Source organism: Streptomyces sp. NPDC058758 (genome assembly GCF_042746075.1).
Classification (GTDB): domain Bacteria; phylum Actinomycetota; class Actinomycetes; order Streptomycetales; family Streptomycetaceae; genus Streptomyces.
The window spans coordinates 243,101-259,649 of sequence record NZ_JBHYPS010000002.1; the positions used below are offsets into that span (position 1 = coordinate 243,101).

At 69.7% G+C, this 16,549-nt stretch carries 14 protein-coding genes and 1 tRNA gene; 9 read left to right on the plus strand and 6 right to left on the minus strand.

Annotation, left to right across the window (positions count from 1 at the left end):
• Window positions 1–136: 136 nt before the first annotated feature.
• The 6 genes from rsmG to rpmH form a co-directional block, all read right to left on the minus strand.
• Window positions 137–853 carry a 16S rRNA (guanine(527)-N(7))-methyltransferase RsmG gene (gene rsmG / locus ACFW6A_RS03955; RefSeq protein WP_351853506.1) on the minus strand — a complete coding sequence of 239 codons (717 nt, stop codon included), beginning with the start codon at window positions 851–853 and terminating at the stop codon, window positions 137–139.
• Window positions 854–978: 125 nt separating this feature from the next.
• Complete coding sequence (locus ACFW6A_RS03960) at window positions 979–1,488, minus strand: R3H domain-containing nucleic acid-binding protein (protein ID WP_351853508.1); 510 nt, start codon at window positions 1,486–1,488, stop codon at window positions 979–981.
• A gap of 31 nt (window positions 1,489–1,519) precedes the next feature.
• Complete coding sequence (gene yidC / locus ACFW6A_RS03965; protein WP_386477820.1) at window positions 1,520–2,812, minus strand: membrane protein insertase YidC; 1,293 nt, start codon at window positions 2,810–2,812, stop codon at window positions 1,520–1,522.
• A 3-nt stretch (window positions 2,813–2,815) separates the two neighbouring features.
• Window positions 2,816–3,142 carry a membrane protein insertion efficiency factor YidD gene (gene yidD / locus ACFW6A_RS03970; RefSeq protein WP_351845033.1) on the minus strand — a complete coding sequence of 109 codons (327 nt, stop codon included), beginning with the start codon at window positions 3,140–3,142 and terminating at the stop codon, window positions 2,816–2,818.
• On the minus strand, window positions 3,139–3,510 hold the full coding sequence (gene rnpA, locus ACFW6A_RS03975) for a ribonuclease P protein component (protein ID WP_043222725.1): 372 nt from the start codon (window positions 3,508–3,510) through the stop codon (window positions 3,139–3,141). Before rnpA ends, yidD begins: the two co-directional genes overlap by 4 nt.
• A 21-nt stretch (window positions 3,511–3,531) precedes the next feature.
• A complete protein-coding gene (rpmH, locus tag ACFW6A_RS03980) occupies window positions 3,532–3,669 on the minus strand; it encodes a 50S ribosomal protein L34 (protein WP_015659252.1) in 138 nt (45 codons plus the stop codon).
• A 359-nt stretch (window positions 3,670–4,028) separates the two neighbouring features.
• Between rpmH and dnaA the strand changes: the two genes are divergently transcribed.
• The 9 genes from dnaA (at window position 4,029) to ACFW6A_RS04025 (ending at window position 16,426) form a co-directional block, all read left to right on the plus strand.
• Entirely contained in the window at window positions 4,029–5,801 is a 1,773-nt protein-coding gene (dnaA, locus tag ACFW6A_RS03985) for a chromosomal replication initiator protein DnaA (protein ID WP_386638515.1), read from the plus strand.
• Window positions 5,802–6,641: 840 nt separating this feature from the next.
• Window positions 6,642–7,772, plus strand: coding sequence for a DNA polymerase III subunit beta (gene dnaN, locus ACFW6A_RS03990; RefSeq protein WP_189953483.1), 1,131 nt, complete (start codon window positions 6,642–6,644; stop codon window positions 7,770–7,772).
• A gap of 136 nt (window positions 7,773–7,908) precedes the next feature.
• Window positions 7,909–8,784 (plus strand): phosphogluconate dehydrogenase (NAD(+)-dependent, decarboxylating), encoded by an 876-nt coding sequence (gene gnd / locus ACFW6A_RS03995; protein WP_351845028.1) that lies wholly within the window; start codon window positions 7,909–7,911, stop codon window positions 8,782–8,784.
• A 59-nt stretch (window positions 8,785–8,843) separates the two neighbouring features.
• On the plus strand, window positions 8,844–9,965 hold the full coding sequence (gene recF / locus ACFW6A_RS04000; protein WP_351845026.1) for a DNA replication/repair protein RecF: 1,122 nt from the start codon (window positions 8,844–8,846) through the stop codon (window positions 9,963–9,965).
• Window positions 9,962–10,522: a DciA family protein gene (locus tag ACFW6A_RS04005; protein ID WP_351845024.1), complete on the plus strand. Its 561-nt coding sequence runs from the start codon at window positions 9,962–9,964 to the stop codon at window positions 10,520–10,522. Before recF ends, ACFW6A_RS04005 begins: the two co-directional genes overlap by 4 nt.
• Window positions 10,523–10,887: 365 nt before the next feature.
• Window positions 10,888–12,918 carry a DNA topoisomerase (ATP-hydrolyzing) subunit B gene (gene gyrB / locus ACFW6A_RS04010; protein WP_351845022.1) on the plus strand — a complete coding sequence of 677 codons (2,031 nt, stop codon included), beginning with the start codon at window positions 10,888–10,890 and terminating at the stop codon, window positions 12,916–12,918.
• 41 nt (window positions 12,919–12,959) lie between these two features.
• Window positions 12,960–15,554, plus strand: coding sequence for a DNA gyrase subunit A (gene gyrA, locus ACFW6A_RS04015; RefSeq protein ID WP_351845020.1), 2,595 nt, complete (start codon window positions 12,960–12,962; stop codon window positions 15,552–15,554).
• 105 nt (window positions 15,555–15,659) lie between these two features.
• Window positions 15,660–16,229 (plus strand): DUF3566 domain-containing protein, encoded by a 570-nt coding sequence (locus ACFW6A_RS04020; RefSeq protein WP_351845018.1) that lies wholly within the window; start codon window positions 15,660–15,662, stop codon window positions 16,227–16,229.
• Window positions 16,230–16,352: 123 nt separating this feature from the next.
• Window positions 16,353–16,426: transfer RNA gene (locus tag ACFW6A_RS04025), tRNA-Ile, on the plus strand.
• Window positions 16,427–16,549: the final 123 nt, after the last annotated feature.

A 16,549-nucleotide genomic window follows, 5' to 3' on the forward strand; every position in this document is an offset into this window, starting at 1 on the left:
GTCCCGGGGGGTGGCCGCCGCGCGCCCGCGGCTGATGATCCCCTGGAGCAGTGAGCGATGTTTCACGTGAAACACGATGCCCCTGCGGCCCTGCCGGGACCGTCCGACACTCCGTGAAAGCGGACGAAAGCGGCGCTCAGCGGCGCCGGCGGGTCTTGCTCGTCCGTGCGGCCTTGGCCCGCTTGGCCGCGAAGCGCACCCCGCCGGGGCTCTCGCCGACCTCGACCCGGACCACCGTGGACATCGGATCGACGATCCCCTCACCGACCTGGAGCACCGAGGTCTCCACCACGCCCAGCTTGGCGAGCGCGGAGCGCGCCCCGTCGAGCTCCTCCTCCGCGGTGTCGCCCTTCAGCAGCAGCATCTCGCCGTAGGGACGGAGCAGGGGCACGCCCCAGCCGGCCAGCCGGTCCAGGGGCGCCACGGCGCGGGCGGTCACGACGTGGACCGGCGGGAACTTGCCGAGCATCTCCTCGGCCCTGCCCCGTACGACGGTCACGTGGTCGAGGCCGAGCAGTTCCACGGCCTCCAAGAGGAAGTTCGTGCGGCGAAGGAGCGGCTCCAGGAGCGTGATCTTCAGGTCGGGCCGCACCAGGGCCAGCGGGATGCCGGGCAGACCGGCGCCCGAGCCCACGTCGCAGACCGTGACGCCCTCGGGGACGACCTCCGAGAGGACGGCGCAGTTCAGCAGGTGGCGCTCCCACAGCCGCGGAACCTCACGGGGGCCGATGAGCCCGCGCTTCACTCCGGCGTCCGCGAGCAGCTCCGCGTACCGCACGGCCTCGGGGAAGTACTCGCCGAAGACTTTCCGCGCCTGTTCCGGCGCCTCGGGGAGCTCCGCTGCCTCCGTCACGGGGACCGTCCTTCCGTACCGCACGCGTACGTGCGAGCGCACTGTGGTGGCTGAGTGGCTGAACTATCAGGCTGACAAAGATCGGCCCCGTCTGCGAACAGACGGGGCCGACGCGATGAGAGGGGTCAGGCAGGGAGGACGACGACGAAGCGCTGCGGCTCCTCGCCCTCGGACTCGCTGCGCAGACCGGCGGCGGCGACCGCGTCGTGCACGACCTTGCGCTCGAACGGGGTCATCGGGTCCAGCTTGACCGGCTGGCCGGAGGACTTGACCTCGTCTGCGGCCTTGGCGCCGATCTGGGCCAGCTCCGTGCGCTTCTGCGCGCGGAAACCGGCGATGTCGAGCATCAGGCGGCTGCGGTCGCCGGTCTCCCGGTGCACGGCCAGGCGGGTCAGCTCCTGGAGCGCCTCCAGCACCTCGCCGTCGCGGCCCACGAGCTTCTGCAGGTCGCGGCTGTTCGAGTCGCTGATGATCGAGACCGCGGCCCGGTCCGCCTCGACGTCCATGTCGATGTCGCCGTCGAGGTCGGCGATGTCGAGCAGGCCCTCAAGGTAGTCGGCCGCGATCTCACCCTCCTGCTCCAGGCGGGTCAGGGTGTCGCCACCCTCGGCGGCGGAGGTGGTGCCTTCCGTCACGGATGGACTCCTTCTAGCTACGTGGACGCTTCTACTTCTTGGAGGACGGGTGCTTGGGCCGCTGCTGGCCCTTGCGCTGGCGGGAGCCGCCGGAGTTGGCGCGGCTGCGGCCGCCGCCCTGCGTGCCGCTCTTGGCGGGCGTCTCGGGCTTCTTCTCCAGCGAGGTCTTCGCCCCGGCGTCCTGGGCGGTCTCGCCCGCGGACTCCTCGGCGGTCTCCGTGACCGTCTCGTCGCTCTTGGCCTGCGGGCCGCCGGACTGGCGCTGGGCCTTGGTCTGGCGCTTGGGCTGCTGCCGCTTGGGGGCGGCGGCGCCCTCGGCCTCGGCGACGGCGGCGTCGCTCTTCACCACGGTGCCGTCGGCCTGGGCGGCGAAGCCGGCCTTGGCCAGGGCGCCGATGAAGCGGCGCTCGTTCTCGTTGCGGTCGGAGCCCTTGGCGACGATCGCCTTGACGACGGCCTTGTGGCGCCGGCTGCGGACCTCACCGTGGTGCGTGACGCTCTTCAGCAGGCGCTGGAGGTAGGAGTCCTGCGCCTTGCTGCCCGGGGTCGGGTTCTGGTTGATCACGTACATCTGCTGGCCCATGGTCCACACGTTGGTGGTCAGCCAGTAGACGAGGACGCCGACGGGGAAGTTGATGCCCATGACGGCGAAGATCACCGGGAAGATGTACATGAGCATCTTCTGCTGCTGCATGTACGGGGTCTTCACCGTGAGGTCGACGTTCTTCATCATCAGCTGGCGCTGGGTGAAGAACTGCGAGGCCGACATCAGGACGATCATGATCGCGGTGACGATGCGGACATCGGTCAGCGAGGCGCCGAGGGCCGCGACGGCCTCGGGCGAGTCCATGAACTTCGAGGCGATCGGGGCGCCGAAGATGTGCGCCTGGCGGGCGCTGTCGACCAGCTGCTGGTTGAGGACACCGATCTCCTTGCCCGACGCGATGTTGGACAGCACGTGGTAGAGGGCGAAGAAGAACGGCGACTGGGCGAGGATGGGAAGGCACGAGGAGAGCGGGTTGGTGCCCGTCTCCTTGTACAGCTTCATCATCTCTTCGGACTGACGCTGCTTGTCGCTCTTGTAGCGCTCCTGGATCGCCTTCATCTTCGGCTGGAGCGCCTGCATGTTCCGCGTCGCCTTGATCTGCTTCACGAAGAGCGGGATCAGGCAGATGCGGATCAGCACCACGAGGGACACGATCGACAGGCCCCAGGCCCAGCCCGTGTCGGGGCCGAAGATGGCCCCGTACAGCTTGTGGAACTGGACGATGACCCAGGAAACGGGCCAGGTGATGAAGCTGAACAGACTGGCAATCGTGTCCACTAATCAGGCTCCTTGAGCATTGGGCGAGGTCTCTGCGGCCGGGCTCGTCTCGGCGGAGATCCCGCCCTTGTCGCCGCGCAGCGCGTGCCTGAGCATCTCGTGCCAGCGCGGCCGCTTACGCGGGGGGACATGGTCCACTCCGCCGGGCGACCACGGGTTGCACCGCAGGATGCGCCAGGCGGTCAGGGCGATGCCCTTGATCGCGCCATGCCGGTCTATGGCCGTGAATCCGTAGTGGGAACACGACGGGTAGTACCGGCAGACGTCGCCCAGAAGCGGGCTGATCGTCCACTGGTACAGCTTGATGAGGGCGAGGAACGGGTACTTCATCGCGTACCCCCTCCCAGCAGCCGCTGGAGGGCGGCGTCCAGGTCGCGGGCCAGGTGGGCGTGGTCGGCGTCACCGGCTCCGGGCAACGCCCGTACGACCACCAGGCTACCGGGGGGCAGGGCGGAGAGCCGGTCGCGGACGAGGTGGCGCAGACGACGCTTCACCTGGTTGCGGACGACCGCACCGCCCACGGCCTTGCTCACGACGAAACCCGCACGCGTCGGGGGAGCGCTCTCCCCAGGCGCGTGCGGGTCCGTTGCACCGCTACGTAGGTGGACGACGAGGAGCGGGCGACCGGCCCGGCGTCCTCGACGTACCGCGGTTGCGAAGTCCTCGCGCCGCCTCAGCCGATTCTCGGTAGGCAGCACGTCATGACCTGTTTGGCTGGATCAGGCGGACAGGCTCGCGCGACCCTTGGCACGGCGGTTCGCCAGGATGGCGCGGCCGGCACGGGTACGCATGCGCAGGCGGAAACCGTGGGTCTTCGCGCGACGACGGTTGTTCGGCTGGAAGGTGCGCTTGCTCACTCGGGGGCTCCAGAAATGATTCGGGTGGTGGCGGGACATCGCCTGGCTGTCACCGTGCGCCCACGAGTAGCTCGCAATACGCCCGAGTGCACCGCTTCACGGTCACACTAGCGGTGACCTTCGCCCATCGGAGGCAGGCGGCAGCAGCCATCGACAACTCGACCTGGTTACGGTACGCGCGATTACGCCATCCGGTCAAACCGACCCGTCCAGGGGGCCGCTTGTGCACAGGCTGTGGACAACAACTTGAACCACGTCAGCCGCCCCGACTACCTTGGCTGGACTCGACTAACTCTTCCGTTCTGTTCTTATCGTCCCGAGAACCACACCTTCGTGGGACCTGCGAGAAAGCGTGCCCCGTGGCTGACGTACCTGCCGATCTTGCCGCAGTGTGGCCACGCGTGCTCGACCAGCTGCTCGAAGAAGGACAGCAGGGCATCGAGCCCAAGGACAAGCAGTGGATCGAGCGCTGCCAGCCGCTCGCGCTGGTCGCCGACACCGCGCTGCTCGCGGTCCCCAACGAATGGGGCAAGCGCGTCCTGGAGGGCCGGCTGGCCCCCCTGATCAGCGAGACCCTCAGCCACGAGTGCGGCCGCCCGATCCGGATCGCGATCACCGTCGACGACTCCGTCGGCGAGCAGCCCCCCGTGCCCTCCCCCGGCCGGCCGCCGCAGCCCCGCTACGACGAGCGCCCGCAGCCCGAGCCGTACGAGGCGTACGGCCACCGCGCGCTGCCCGACGACGGGCTGCCCACCGCGCGGCCGGCCTACCCGGACTACCAGCAGCCGCCGCGCCCCGAGCCGGGCGCCTGGCCGCGGTCCCAGGAGGACCTCGCCTGGCAGCAGCCGCGCCTCGGCGGCTTCCCGGAGCGTGCCCCGTACACCGGCCCGGCCGCCCCGGAGCCGTCCGGGCGCCCGCGCTACGACGAGCCCTCCCGCGGTTACGAGCAGCCGCAGCGGCCCGAGCGCTCCGAGATCCCCGAGCCCCCGGGCGCCGGTCCGCGCCCCGGCCCGGGCGGCCAGGGCGTGGGGCCCGGCATCGGCCAGGCCTCCCTCGGCGGCTCCGGTACGGGCTCCGGCGCCGGCGGGCCCGGCGAGCCGCACGCGCGGCTGAACCCCAAGTACCTCTTCGACACCTTCGTCATCGGTTCCTCGAACCGCTTCGCCCACGCGGCCGCGGTCGCGGTGGCCGAGGCTCCGGCGAAGGCGTACAACCCGCTCTTCATCTACGGCGAGTCGGGGCTCGGAAAGACCCACCTGCTGCACGCCATCGGGCACTACGCGCGGAGCCTCTACCCCGGCACGCGCGTGCGGTACGTGAGCTCGGAGGAGTTCACCAACGAGTTCATCAACTCGATCCGCGACGGCAAGGGCGACGCCTTCCGCAAGCGCTACCGCGACGTGGACATCCTGCTCGTCGACGACATCCAGTTCCTCGCGAGCAAGGAGTCGACGCAGGAGGAGTTCTTCCACACCTTCAACACCCTGCACAACGCGAACAAGCAGATCGTGCTCTCCTCGGACCGGCCGCCCAAGCAGCTGGTGACCCTGGAGGACCGGCTGCGCAACCGCTTCGAGTGGGGACTCACCACCGACGTGCAGCCGCCGGAGCTGGAGACGCGCATCGCGATCCTCCGCAAGAAGGCGGTGCAGGAGCAGCTGAACGCCCCGCCGGAGGTACTGGAGTTCATCGCCTCCCGGATCTCGCGGAACATCCGCGAGCTGGAGGGCGCGCTGATCCGGGTGACGGCCTTCGCGAGCCTCAACCGGCAGCCGGTGGACCTGGGACTCACCGAGATCGTCCTCAAGGACCTGATCCCGGGCGGCGAGGACTCGTCGCCTGAGATCACGGCGCCGGCCATCATGGCGGCCACTGCCGACTACTTCGGGCTGACGGTGGAGGACCTCTGCGGTTCCTCGCGCAGCCGCGTCCTGGTGACGGCCCGCCAGATCGCCATGTACCTGTGCCGGGAGCTGACGGACCTGTCGCTGCCGAAGATCGGCGCGCAGTTCGGCGGCCGGGACCACACGACCGTCATGCACGCGGACCGGAAGATCCGCGCCCTGATGGCGGAACGGCGCTCCATCTACAACCAGGTCACCGAGCTGACCAACCGCATCAAGAACGGCTGACGGCGGCTCCACGGCGGCTGTGAAGACCGCCGAAGGGCGCTCCGGGACACCTCCCGGAGCGCCCTTCGGCGGTCCCGCGGGGCCCTCGGCCCGGCGAGCGGCGGCCAGGGCCCGGACCGCCGTGTTCGATTACCCCGTTTCGGTGGCGGGTTCTCCACAGATTGGGGGATGATCTCCCGTCCACAGGGTGGGGACCGCCAAGTTATCCGGATTGTGTCCACAGGCAAGGCTGGTGACCGACCATCACAGCAGCTCAGGCGGGTGTGGATTTGTTGGCAACCGATTTCCACAGGCTGTGGATGAATCCTTCGTCCACAGGGGGTCCAGAGAGTTGTCCACCGGCTGCCCACAGGCGCGAGTGGGTTGCCCACAGCTTCTCCACACCGCTGTCCACTGTTCGGCAACGCAACACCCCTTCTCACCGCTTGGAGTGAAAGGCGTCACACCAAGGGAGACGTTTGGGCTGTGGGGAACCTGGGGAAAGCTGGGGACAGCGCTGGGGAGAACTCCCCCTTGCCTGTGCATGGGGTGTGCAGAACTTTCCGATGTCCACAGAGAGCCATGGTTTTCCACTGGTTCCACCCACAGGGGCAGTGGACAAAAAACTGGGCCTGACCTGCATGGACGACGTTATCCACGGTTTCCACAGGCCCTACTACTACTGCCACTCATAGTTAGCCCGGGAATCGCTTTGAAGCGGGGCCTGTGCACAACTCGGCGCCGGAGCCCCGACCCGCTCTCGTCGCGACTTGACCCCGAGCCGCACCGAGTGTCGGCGGCGTACGTCAGACTGGATCCCGCAGTCGACGAAGAGCCAGCAACAAGCAGGAGGCGGTTCCGGTGAAGATCCGGGTGGAGCGCGATGTACTCGCGGAGGCGGTGGCGTGGGTGGCCCGCAGCCTTCCGGCCCGTCCGCCGGCGCCTGTGCTCGCCGGCCTCCTGCTGAAGGCGGAGGACGGCGCGCTGAGCTTCTCGAGCTTCGACTACGAGGTCTCCGCCCGCGTCTCCGTCGAGGCCGAGGTCGAGGAGGACGGCACCGTCCTCGTCTCCGGCCGCCTCCTCGCCGACATCTGCCGCGCCCTCCCCAACCGGCCGGTGGAGATTTCCACAGACGGTGTACGGGCGACCGTGGTCTGCGGCTCCTCCCGCTTCACCCTCCACACCCTCCCTGTGGAGGAGTACCCGGCGCTGCCGGAGATGCCCACCGCGACCGGCACCGTCCCTGGCGAGGTCTTCGCCGCGGCCGCCGCCCAGGTGGCCATCGCCGCCGGCCGGGACGACACGCTGCCCGTCCTCACCGGTGTGCGCATCGAGATCGAGGGCGACACGGTCACCCTGGCCTCCACCGACCGCTACCGCTTCGCGGTCCGCGAGTTCCTGTGGAAGCCGGAGTCCCCGGACGCCTCCGCGGTCGCCCTGGTGCCCGCGAAGACGCTCCTGGACACCGCGAAGGCGCTCACCAGCGGCGACACCGTCACGCTGGCGCTCTCCGGCTCCGGCAAGGGCGAGGGCCTGATCGGCTTCGAGGGCGCGGGCCGCCGCACCACCACCCGCCTGCTCGAAGGCGACCTCCCGAAGTACCGCACGCTCTTCCCCACCGAGTTCAACTCGGTCGCGGTGATCGAGACCGCCCCCTTCGTGGAGGCCGTCAAGCGCGTGGCCCTGGTCGCCGAGCGCAACACCCCGGTCCGCCTCAGCTTCGAGCAGGGCGTGCTCATCCTGGAGGCCGGCTCCAGCGACGACGCACAGGCTGTGGAGAGGGTCGACGCGCAGCTGGACGGCGACGACATCTCGATCGCCTTCAACCCGACCTTCCTGCTGGACGGCCTGAGCGCGATCGACTCCCCGGTCGCCCAGCTCTCCTTCACGACCTCCACCAAGCCGGCGCTGCTGAGCGGCCGCCCGGCCGTGGACGCGGAGGCGGACGAGGCCTACAAGTACCTGATCATGCCGGTGCGGCTGAGCGGCTGACGCCCCGCTCTGCCGAGCGGCTGACCTGTGCTCCGAGGGGTTCGACTGAGCGGCTGACCCCACAGGTGTGCGGCCGGGTCCGGGCGTAGGCTCGGACCCGGGTAGGAACCGCACACGACGCTTAAGGAACACTCTGATGGAGCTCGGTCTCGTCGGTCTCGGCAAGATGGGCGGCAACATGCGCGAGCGCATCCGCCGCGCAGGCCACACCGTCATCGGATACGACCGCAACCCGGACCTCGCCGATGTCCCCAGCCTCGAAGAGCTGGTGGGCAAGCTCAAGGGTCCGCGCGTCGTCTGGGTCATGGTCCCCGCGGGCGCGGCGACCCAGTCCACCGTCGACGAGCTGGCGGAGCTGCTCTCCCCCGGCGACATCGTGGTGGACGGCGGGAACTCCCGCTGGACCGACGACGAGAAGCACGCCGAGGAGCTCGCCGCCAAGGGCATCGGCTTCGTCGACTGCGGCGTCTCCGGCGGCGTCTGGGGCCTGGAGAACGGCTACGCCCTGATGTACGGCGGCTCCGACGAGCACGTCGCGCGCGTCCAGCCGATCTTCGACGCCCTCAAGCCCGCGGGCGAGTACGGCTCCGTGCACGCCGGCAAGGTCGGCGCCGGCCACTTCGCGAAGATGGTCCACAACGGCATCGAGTACGCGATGATGCAGGCCTACGCCGAGGGCTGGGAGCTGCTGGAGAAGGTCGACTCCGTGGAGAACGTCCGCGAGATCTTCCGCTCCTGGCAGGAGGGCACGGTCATCCGTTCCTGGCTGCTCGACCTCGCGGTCAACGCCCTCGACGAGGACGAGCACCTGGACCAGCTGCGCGGCTACGCGTCGGACTCCGGCGAGGGCCGGTGGACGGTCGAGGCCGCGATCGACAACGCCGTACCGCTCCCGGCGATCACCGCGTCGCTGTTCGCGCGGTTCGCGTCCCGTCAGGACGACTCGCCGCAGATGAAGATGATCGCCGCGCTGCGCAACCAGTTCGGCGGCCACGCGGTCGAGAAGAAGTAGCAATCCACAGGCTGTGCACCACCCGGTGCACAGCGACCGGGGGAAGGCCGGCGCCCACCATGCACGTCACGCATCTCTCGCTGGCCGACTTCCGCTCGTACGCCCGGGCCGAGGTACCCCTCGACCCGGGCGTCACCGCGTTCGTGGGGGCGAACGGCCAGGGCAAGACCAACCTCGTCGAGGCCGTCGGCTACCTCGCCACCCTCGGCAGCCACCGCGTCGCCGCCGACGCCCCCCTGGTGCGGATGGGCGCCGAGCGGGCCTACATCCGCGCCGCCGTCACCCAGGGCGAGCGCTCCCAGCTGATCGAGCTGGAACTCAACCCGGGCCGTGCCAACCGCGCCCGCATCAACAGGTCCTCGCAGGTCAGGCCGCGGGACGTGCTCGGCATCCTGCGGACCGTGCTCTTCGCCCCCGAGGACCTGTCGCTGATCAAGGGCGACCCCGGCGAGCGCCGGCGCTTCCTCGACGAGCTGCTCACCGCGCGCGTGCCGCGCATGGCGGGCGTGCGCTCCGACTACGAGCGCGTCCTCAAGCAGCGGAACACGCTCCTGAAGTCGGCGGCGATGGCCCGCCGGCACGGCGGCCGCGGCATGGACCTGTCCACGCTCGACGTCTGGGACCAGCAGCTGGCCCGGGCCGGCGCCGAGCTGCTCGCCCAGCGGCTCGACCTCGTCCACACCCTCCAGCCGCTCGCGGACAAGGCGTACGAGCAGCTCGCACCCGGCGGCGGACCGATCCTGCTGGAGTACAAGCCCTCCGCCCCCGGCCCCGGGCACACCCGCGAGGAACTGTACGAGCAGCTGCTCGCCGCGCTCGGCGAGGCCCGCAAGCAGGAGATCGAGCGCGGGGTCACCCTGGCCGGCCCGCACCGCGACGAGCTGCTGCTGCGCCTCGGCGACCTGCCGGCCAAGGGGTACGCGAGCCACGGTGAGTCCTGGTCGTACGCGCTGGCGCTCCGCCTGGCCTCGTACGACCTGCTGCGCGCCGAGGGCAACGAACCGGTGCTCGTCCTCGACGACGTCTTCGCCGAGCTGGACGCGCGCCGGCGCGAGCGGCTGGCGGAGCTGGTGGCCCACGGCGAGCAGGTCCTGGTGACGGCCGCGGTCGACGACGACGTGCCCGGCGTCCTGGCCGGGACGCGGTACGCGGTGGCCGGAGGGACGGTGGAGCGCGTATGAGCGGCGTACCCGGCGAAACTTCCCCACAGCCTGTGGACAGGCCCGTGGCCCCCGAACCCTCGGGCGTGGACCTCGCCCGGGTGGCGCTGCGCGCCGCGAAGGAGGCGGCACGCGCGCGCGGGGCGGCCGCGCAGCAGAAGAAGCAGGCCCGGCGCGGGGGCGGCCTGCGCTCGGGCGCGCGCGCCGACGGGCGCGACCCCATGGCGCTCGGCGCCGCGATCAACCGGCTGCTCGCCGAGCGCGGCTGGGAGACCCCGGCCGCGGTCGGCGGGGTCATGGGCCGGTGGCCGCAGATCGTCGGCGAGGACCTGGCCAAGCACTGCGTACCGGTGAAGTACGAGGAGGAGCCGGACGCGCGGGTGCTGACCGTGCAGTGCGACTCGACGGCGTGGGCGACGCAGCTGCGGCTCCTGGCGCCGACGCTGGTGGCCCGGCTGAACGAGGACCTGGGGCACGGGACGGTGCGGCTGATCAAGGTGCTCGGGCCCGGTGGCCAGCGGCGGTACGGGCCCCTCCGGGCGCCCGGGTCCGTCGGGCCGGGGGACACGTACGGGTAGGACGGGCAGGACGGCGGACGGTCCTCGGGGAGCGGGTCCGAGCAGTCGGACGCCGTGCGCGGACGCCGTGCCCGGACCGTCGCGCCCACCCGTTCCGCCCGTGCGGGACGCCTGCCCGCGACGGGGGCGGAACGCCCGCCCACTGGCCGTCACCGCTCGAAGCGCTAGGTGGCCGTCAGGGGGCTCTGGAGCCCCTGTCCGGATATGGGGAGTCGTCTCGGGGCCGCGGAGGGCGGCACATGCGCTTTCAGGTACCGGCAAACCCCCATGAGTGTCGGCGGTACCGGTAGACTGGAAGACAATCCCGCCACACTGCGGAACTGTCGAACGACGCAGCCGGCTCCCCTATGCCCGGAGCACGGCCTGTGCTGTGCCAGAAAGGGCGCTTCGTGGCCGATTCCGGCAACCCCAACGAGAACAACCAGTACACCGCCAGCAACATCCAGGTCTTGGAGGGTCTGGATGCGGTGCGCAAGCGCCCCGGCATGTACATCGGCTCGACCGGTGAGCGCGGCCTGCACCACATGGTGCAGGAGGTCGTCGACAACTCGGTCGACGAGGCCCTGGCCGGTCACGCGGACACCATCGACGTGACGATCCTGCCCGACGGCGGCGTCCGCGTCGTCGACAACGGCCGCGGCATCCCCGTCGGTATCGTCGAGTCCGAGGGCAAGCCGGCCGTCGAGGTCGTGCTGACGGTCCTGCACGCGGGCGGAAAGTTCGGCGGCGGCGGCTACGCGGTCTCCGGCGGTCTGCACGGCGTCGGCGTCTCCGTCGTCAACGCCCTCTCCACCAAGGTCTCCGTCGAGATCAAGACCGACGGCCACCGCTGGACCCAGGACTACAAGATGGGCGCCCCGACCGCGCCTCTCGCGCAGCACGAGGAGACCACCGAGACCGGTACCTCGGTCACGTTCTGGTCCGACCCGGACATCTTCGAGACGGTCGAGTACTCCTTCGAGACGCTCTCGCGCCGCTTCCAGGAGATGGCCTTCCTCAACAAGGGCCTGACGATCACGCTCACCGACGAGCGCGACTCCGCCAAGGCCACGGTCGGCGCCGACGACCCGGACGCCGAGGCCGCCGCCGAGCCGGCCGCCCGCACGGTGACGTACCACTACGAGGGCGGCATCGTCGACTTCGTGAAGTACCTCAACTCGCGCAAGGGCGAGCTGATCAACCCGACCGTCATCGACATCGAGGCCGAGGACAAGGAGCGCCTGCTCTCCGCCGAGATCGCGATGCAGTGGAACTCGTCGTACAGCGAGGGCGTGTACTCCTTCGCCAACACGATCCACACCCACGAGGGCGGCACCCACGAGGAGGGCTTCCGCGCCGCGCTGACGACGCTCGTCAACAAGTACGCGCGCGAGAAGAAGCTGCTCCGCGAGAAGGACGACAACCTCACCGGCGACGACATCCGCGAGGGTCTGACCGCGATCATCTCGGTCAAGATCGGCGAGCCGCAGTTCGAGGGCCAGACCAAGACCAAGCTCGGCAACACCGAGGCGAAGACCTTCGTCCAGAAGGTCGTCCACGAGCACCTGACGGACTGGTTCGACCGCAACCCCAATGAGGCCGCGGACATCATCCGCAAGGGCATCCAGGCCGCCACCGCGCGCGTGGCCGCGCGCAAGGCCCGCGACCTGACCCGCCGCAAGGGCCTCCTGGAGTCGGCCTCCCTCCCGGGCAAGCTGTCCGACTGCCAGTCGAACGACCCCACCAAGTGCGAGATCTTCATCGTCGAGGGCGACTCCGCCGGCGGCTCCGCCAAGTCCGGCCGGAACCCGATGTACCAGGCCATCCTGCCGATCCGCGGCAAGATCCTGAACGTCGAGAAGGCCCGCATCGACAAGATCCTCCAGAACACCGAGGTCCAGGCGCTGATCTCCGCCTTCGGCACCGGCGTCCACGAGGACTTCGACATCGAGAAGCTCCGCTACCACAAGATCATCCTGATGGCGGACGCCGACGTCGACGGCCAGCACATCAACACCCTGCTGCTCACCTTCCTCTTCCGCTTCATGCGGCCGCTGATCGAGCACGGGCACGTGTACCTCTCCCGCCCGCCGCTCTACAAGATCAAGTGGGGCCGGGAGGACTTCGAGTACGCCTACTCGGACCGCGAGCGCGACGCGCTCGTCGAGATCGGCAAGCAGGCGGGCAAGCGGATCAAGGACGACTCGATCCAGCGCTTCAAGGGCCTCGGCGAGATGAACGCCGAGGAGCTGCGCGTCACCACCATGGACGTCGAGCACCGCGTCCTCGGCCAGGTGACCCTGGACGACGCCGCCCAGGCCGACGACCTGTTCTCGGTGCTGATGGGCGAGGACGTCGAGGCACGCCGCTCGTTCATCCAGCGCAACGCCAAGGACGTTCGCTTCCTCGACATCTGAGTCGGTCCCCGCTGACCGTACGAAAGGACTGACGACCAGCAATGGCCGACGAGAACCCCCCCGTGACCACCGACGAAGAGGGCCCGCAGCTGCGGATCGAGCCCGTCGGGCTCGAGACCGAGATGCAGCGCTCGTACCTCGACTACGCGATGTCCGTCATCGTGTCCCGCGCGCTGCCCGACGTCCGCGACGGCCTCAAGCCCGTCCACCGGCGCGTGCTGTACGCGATGTACGACGGCGGCTACCGGCCCGAGAAGGGCTTCTACAAGTGCGCCCGCGTCGTCGGCGACGTCATGGGCACGTACCACCCGCACGGCGACACCTCCATCTACGACGCGCTCGTCCGCCTCGCCCAGCACTGGTCGATGCGGATGCCGCTCGTCGACTCCAACGGCAACTTCGGCTCCCCGGGCAACGACCCGGCCGCCGCCATGCGCTACACCGAGTGCAAGATGGCGCCGCTGTCGATGGAGATGGTCCGGGACATCGACGAGGAGACCGTCGACTTCCAGGACAACTACGACGGCCGCAACCAGGAGCCGACGGTCCTCCCGGCCCGGTTCCCGAACCTGCTGGTCAACGGCTCCGCCGGCATCGCGGTCGGCATGGCGACGAACATCCCGCCGCACAACCTCCGCGAGGTCGCCGAGGGCGCCCAGTGGTACCTGGCCCACCCCGAGGCCAGCCACGAGGAGCTCCTCGACGCGCTCGTCGATCGGATCAAGGGCCCCGACTTCCCCACCGGCGCGCTCGTCGTCGGCCGCAAGGGCATCGAGGAGGCGTACCGCACCGGCCGCGGCTCCATCACGATGCGCGCGGTCGTCGAGGTCGAGGAGATCCAGAACCGCCAGTGTCTGGTGGTCACCGAGCTGCCCTACCAGGTCAACCCGGACAACCTCGCGCAGAAGATCGCCGACCTGGTGAAGGACGGCAAGATCGGCGGCATCGCCGACGTCCGCGACGAGACCTCGTCCCGGACCGGCCAGCGCCTGGTCATCGTGCTCAAGCGGGACGCCGTCGCCAAGGTCGTCCTCAACAACCTGTACAAGCACACCGACCTCCAGACGAACTTCGGCGCCAACATGCTGGCGCTCGTCGACGGCGTGCCGCGCACCCTCTCCCTGGACGCGTTCATCCGCCACTGGGTGACGCACCAGATCGAGGTCATCGTCCGCCGGACGAAGTTCCGGCTGCGCAAGGCCGAGGAGCGCGCCCACATCCTGCGCGGCCTCCTCAAGGCGCTCGACGCGATCGACGAGGTCATCGCCCTCATCCGGCGCAGCGACACGGTCGAGGTCGCCCGCGAGGGCCTGATGGGCCTCCTGCGGATCGACGAGATCCAGGCCAACGCGATCCTGGAGATGCAGCTCCGCCGGCTCGCCGCCCTGGAGCGCCAGAAGATCATCGCCGAGCACGACGAGCTCCAGGCGAAGATCGACGAGTACAACGCGATCCTGGCCTCGCCCGACAAGCAGCGGGCCATCGTCAGCGAGGAACTGGCCGCGCTCGTCGAGAAGTTCGGCGACGACCGCCGCTCCAAGCTGGTGCCCTTCGACGGCGACATGTCCATCGAGGACCTCATCGCCGAAGAGGACATCGTCGTCACCATCACGCGCGGCGGCTACGTGAAGCGCACCAAGACCGAGGACTACCGGTCGCAGAAGCGCGGCGGCAAGGGCGTGCGCGGGACGAAGCTGAAGCAGGACGACATCGTCGACCACTTCTTCGTCTCCACCACCCACCACTGGCTGCTCTTCTTCACCAACAAGGGCCGGGTCTACCGGGCCAAGGCGTACGAGCTGCCGGACGCCGGCCGGGACGCGCGCGGCCAGCACGTGGCCAACCTGCTGGCCTTCCAGCCGGACGAGCAGATCGCCCAGATCCTGGCGATCCGCGACTACGAGGCCGCGCCCTACCTGGTCCTCGCCACCCGCTCCGGCCTGGTCAAGAAGACCGCGCTGAAGGACTACGACTCCCCGCGCTCCGGCGGCGTCATCGCCATCAACCTGCGGGAGCGGGAGGACGGCAGCGACGACGAGCTGATCGGCGCCGAGCTGGCCTCCGCCGAGGACGACCTGCTGCTCATCTCCAAGAAGGCGCAGTCGATCCGCTTCACCGCCACGGACGACGCGCTGCGCCCGATGGGCCGCGCCACGTCGGGCGTCAAGGGCATGAGTTTCCGCGAGGACGACGAACTGCTCTCGATGAATGTCGTCCGGCCCGGTACGTTCGTCTTCACCGCGACGGACGGCGGGTACGCCAAGCGCACCCCCGTCGACGAGTACCGCGTCCAGGGCCGCGGCGGCCTCGGCATCAAGGCCGCCAAGATCGTGGAGGACCGCGGCTCGCTCGTGGGCGCGCTGGTGGTGGAGGAGACGGACGAGATCCTCGCCATCACGCTGTCCGGCGGTGTGATTCGCACGCGAGTCAGCGAAGTCAGGGAGACCGGCCGTGACACCATGGGCGTCCAGCTGATCAACCTGGGCAAGCGCGATGCCGTCGTCGGCATCGCACGGAACGCCGAGGCCGGCGGCGAGGACGAAGAGGTCGACGACGCCGAGGGTGCCATCGAGGCATCCGAGGCCGAGGCATCGGTCGAGGGCACGGAGCCTGCGACCGGGGATCACGAGGAGTAGAGCGTGAGTGGAGCCACGGGCGCCGGTTCGGCGGCCGCCGGAGCTTCTGCAGGTGCCGGCGCGTACGGCGCCCGTGGCTCGGCCACGGACTCCCAGGGGGGTGCGGTGACGGACACTCGGGGGCAGCAGCCCCCCTACGAGGCCTACAACGGGGCTCTGCCGGGCGAGCGCCAGGGCGCTCAGCAGCAGGGCGGCCCGTACCACCCGCCGCAGGCGTACGGCGCTCCGGCGCCGGCCGGCCAGGCGCGGGGCGGGAACACCGGCGCGGTGCGCCGGCCGCGGACCGGGGCACGCACCACGCCCCGCACCCGCAAGGCGCGGCTGCGGGTGGCGAAGGCCGACCCGTGGTCGGTCATGAAGGTGAGCTTCCTGCTCTCCATCGCGCTGGGCATCTGCACGGTCGTCGCGGCGGCCGTGCTGTGGATGGTCATGGACGCCATGGGCGTCTTCTCGACGGTCGGCGGGACGATCAGCGAGGCGACGGGCTCGAACGAGTCCAACGGCTTCGACCTGCAGTCCTTCCTGTCGCTGCCGCGGGTCCTGATGTTCACCTCGGTGATCGCGGTGATCGACGTGGTCCTGATGACGGCGCTCGCGACCCTCGGGGCGTTCATCTACAACCTGTCCGCCGGCTTCGTCGGCGGCGTCGAGCTGACGCTGGCCGAGGACGAGTAGTCCGCGTGGGGGCCCGGACCGGGCGTCTCCCGGGGCCTTCGGTCCGGGCGATTTTGGGACTGGCCCCCACGTGCGCTAATGTTCAGGAGTCAGCGCGACGGGAAACAAACCGAAAAGCGCGGCGGGGCTATAGCTCAGTTGGTTAGAGCGCATCCCTGATAAGGATGAGGCCACAGGTTCAAATCCTGTTAGCCCCACAGAAGAGATCGACCCGGACGGTTCCACCGTCCGGGTCGATTTCGTTGTGTGAGGTTTGGCGCCCGCACAGGTCACCGATCGGTATCGGTCGATGTGTAGAGTGGGCGTCAGAAGTCTCCTAC

Excerpts from the sequence above, each read along its gene's own strand:
- yidD (WP_351845033.1), bottom strand. The coding sequence starts at position 3,142 with ATGAAGTACCCGTTCCTCGCCCTCATCAAGCTGTACCAGTGGACGATC.
- gnd (WP_351845028.1), top strand. The coding sequence starts at position 7,909 with ATGGAGCTCGGTCTCGTCGGTCTCGGCAAGATGGGCGGCAACATGCGC.
- recF (WP_351845026.1), top strand. The coding sequence starts at position 8,844 with ATGCACGTCACGCATCTCTCGCTGGCCGACTTCCGCTCGTACGCCCGG.
- ACFW6A_RS04005 (WP_351845024.1), top strand. The coding sequence starts at position 9,962 with ATGAGCGGCGTACCCGGCGAAACTTCCCCACAGCCTGTGGACAGGCCC.
- gyrA (WP_351845020.1), top strand. The coding sequence starts at position 12,960 with ATGGCCGACGAGAACCCCCCCGTGACCACCGACGAAGAGGGCCCGCAG.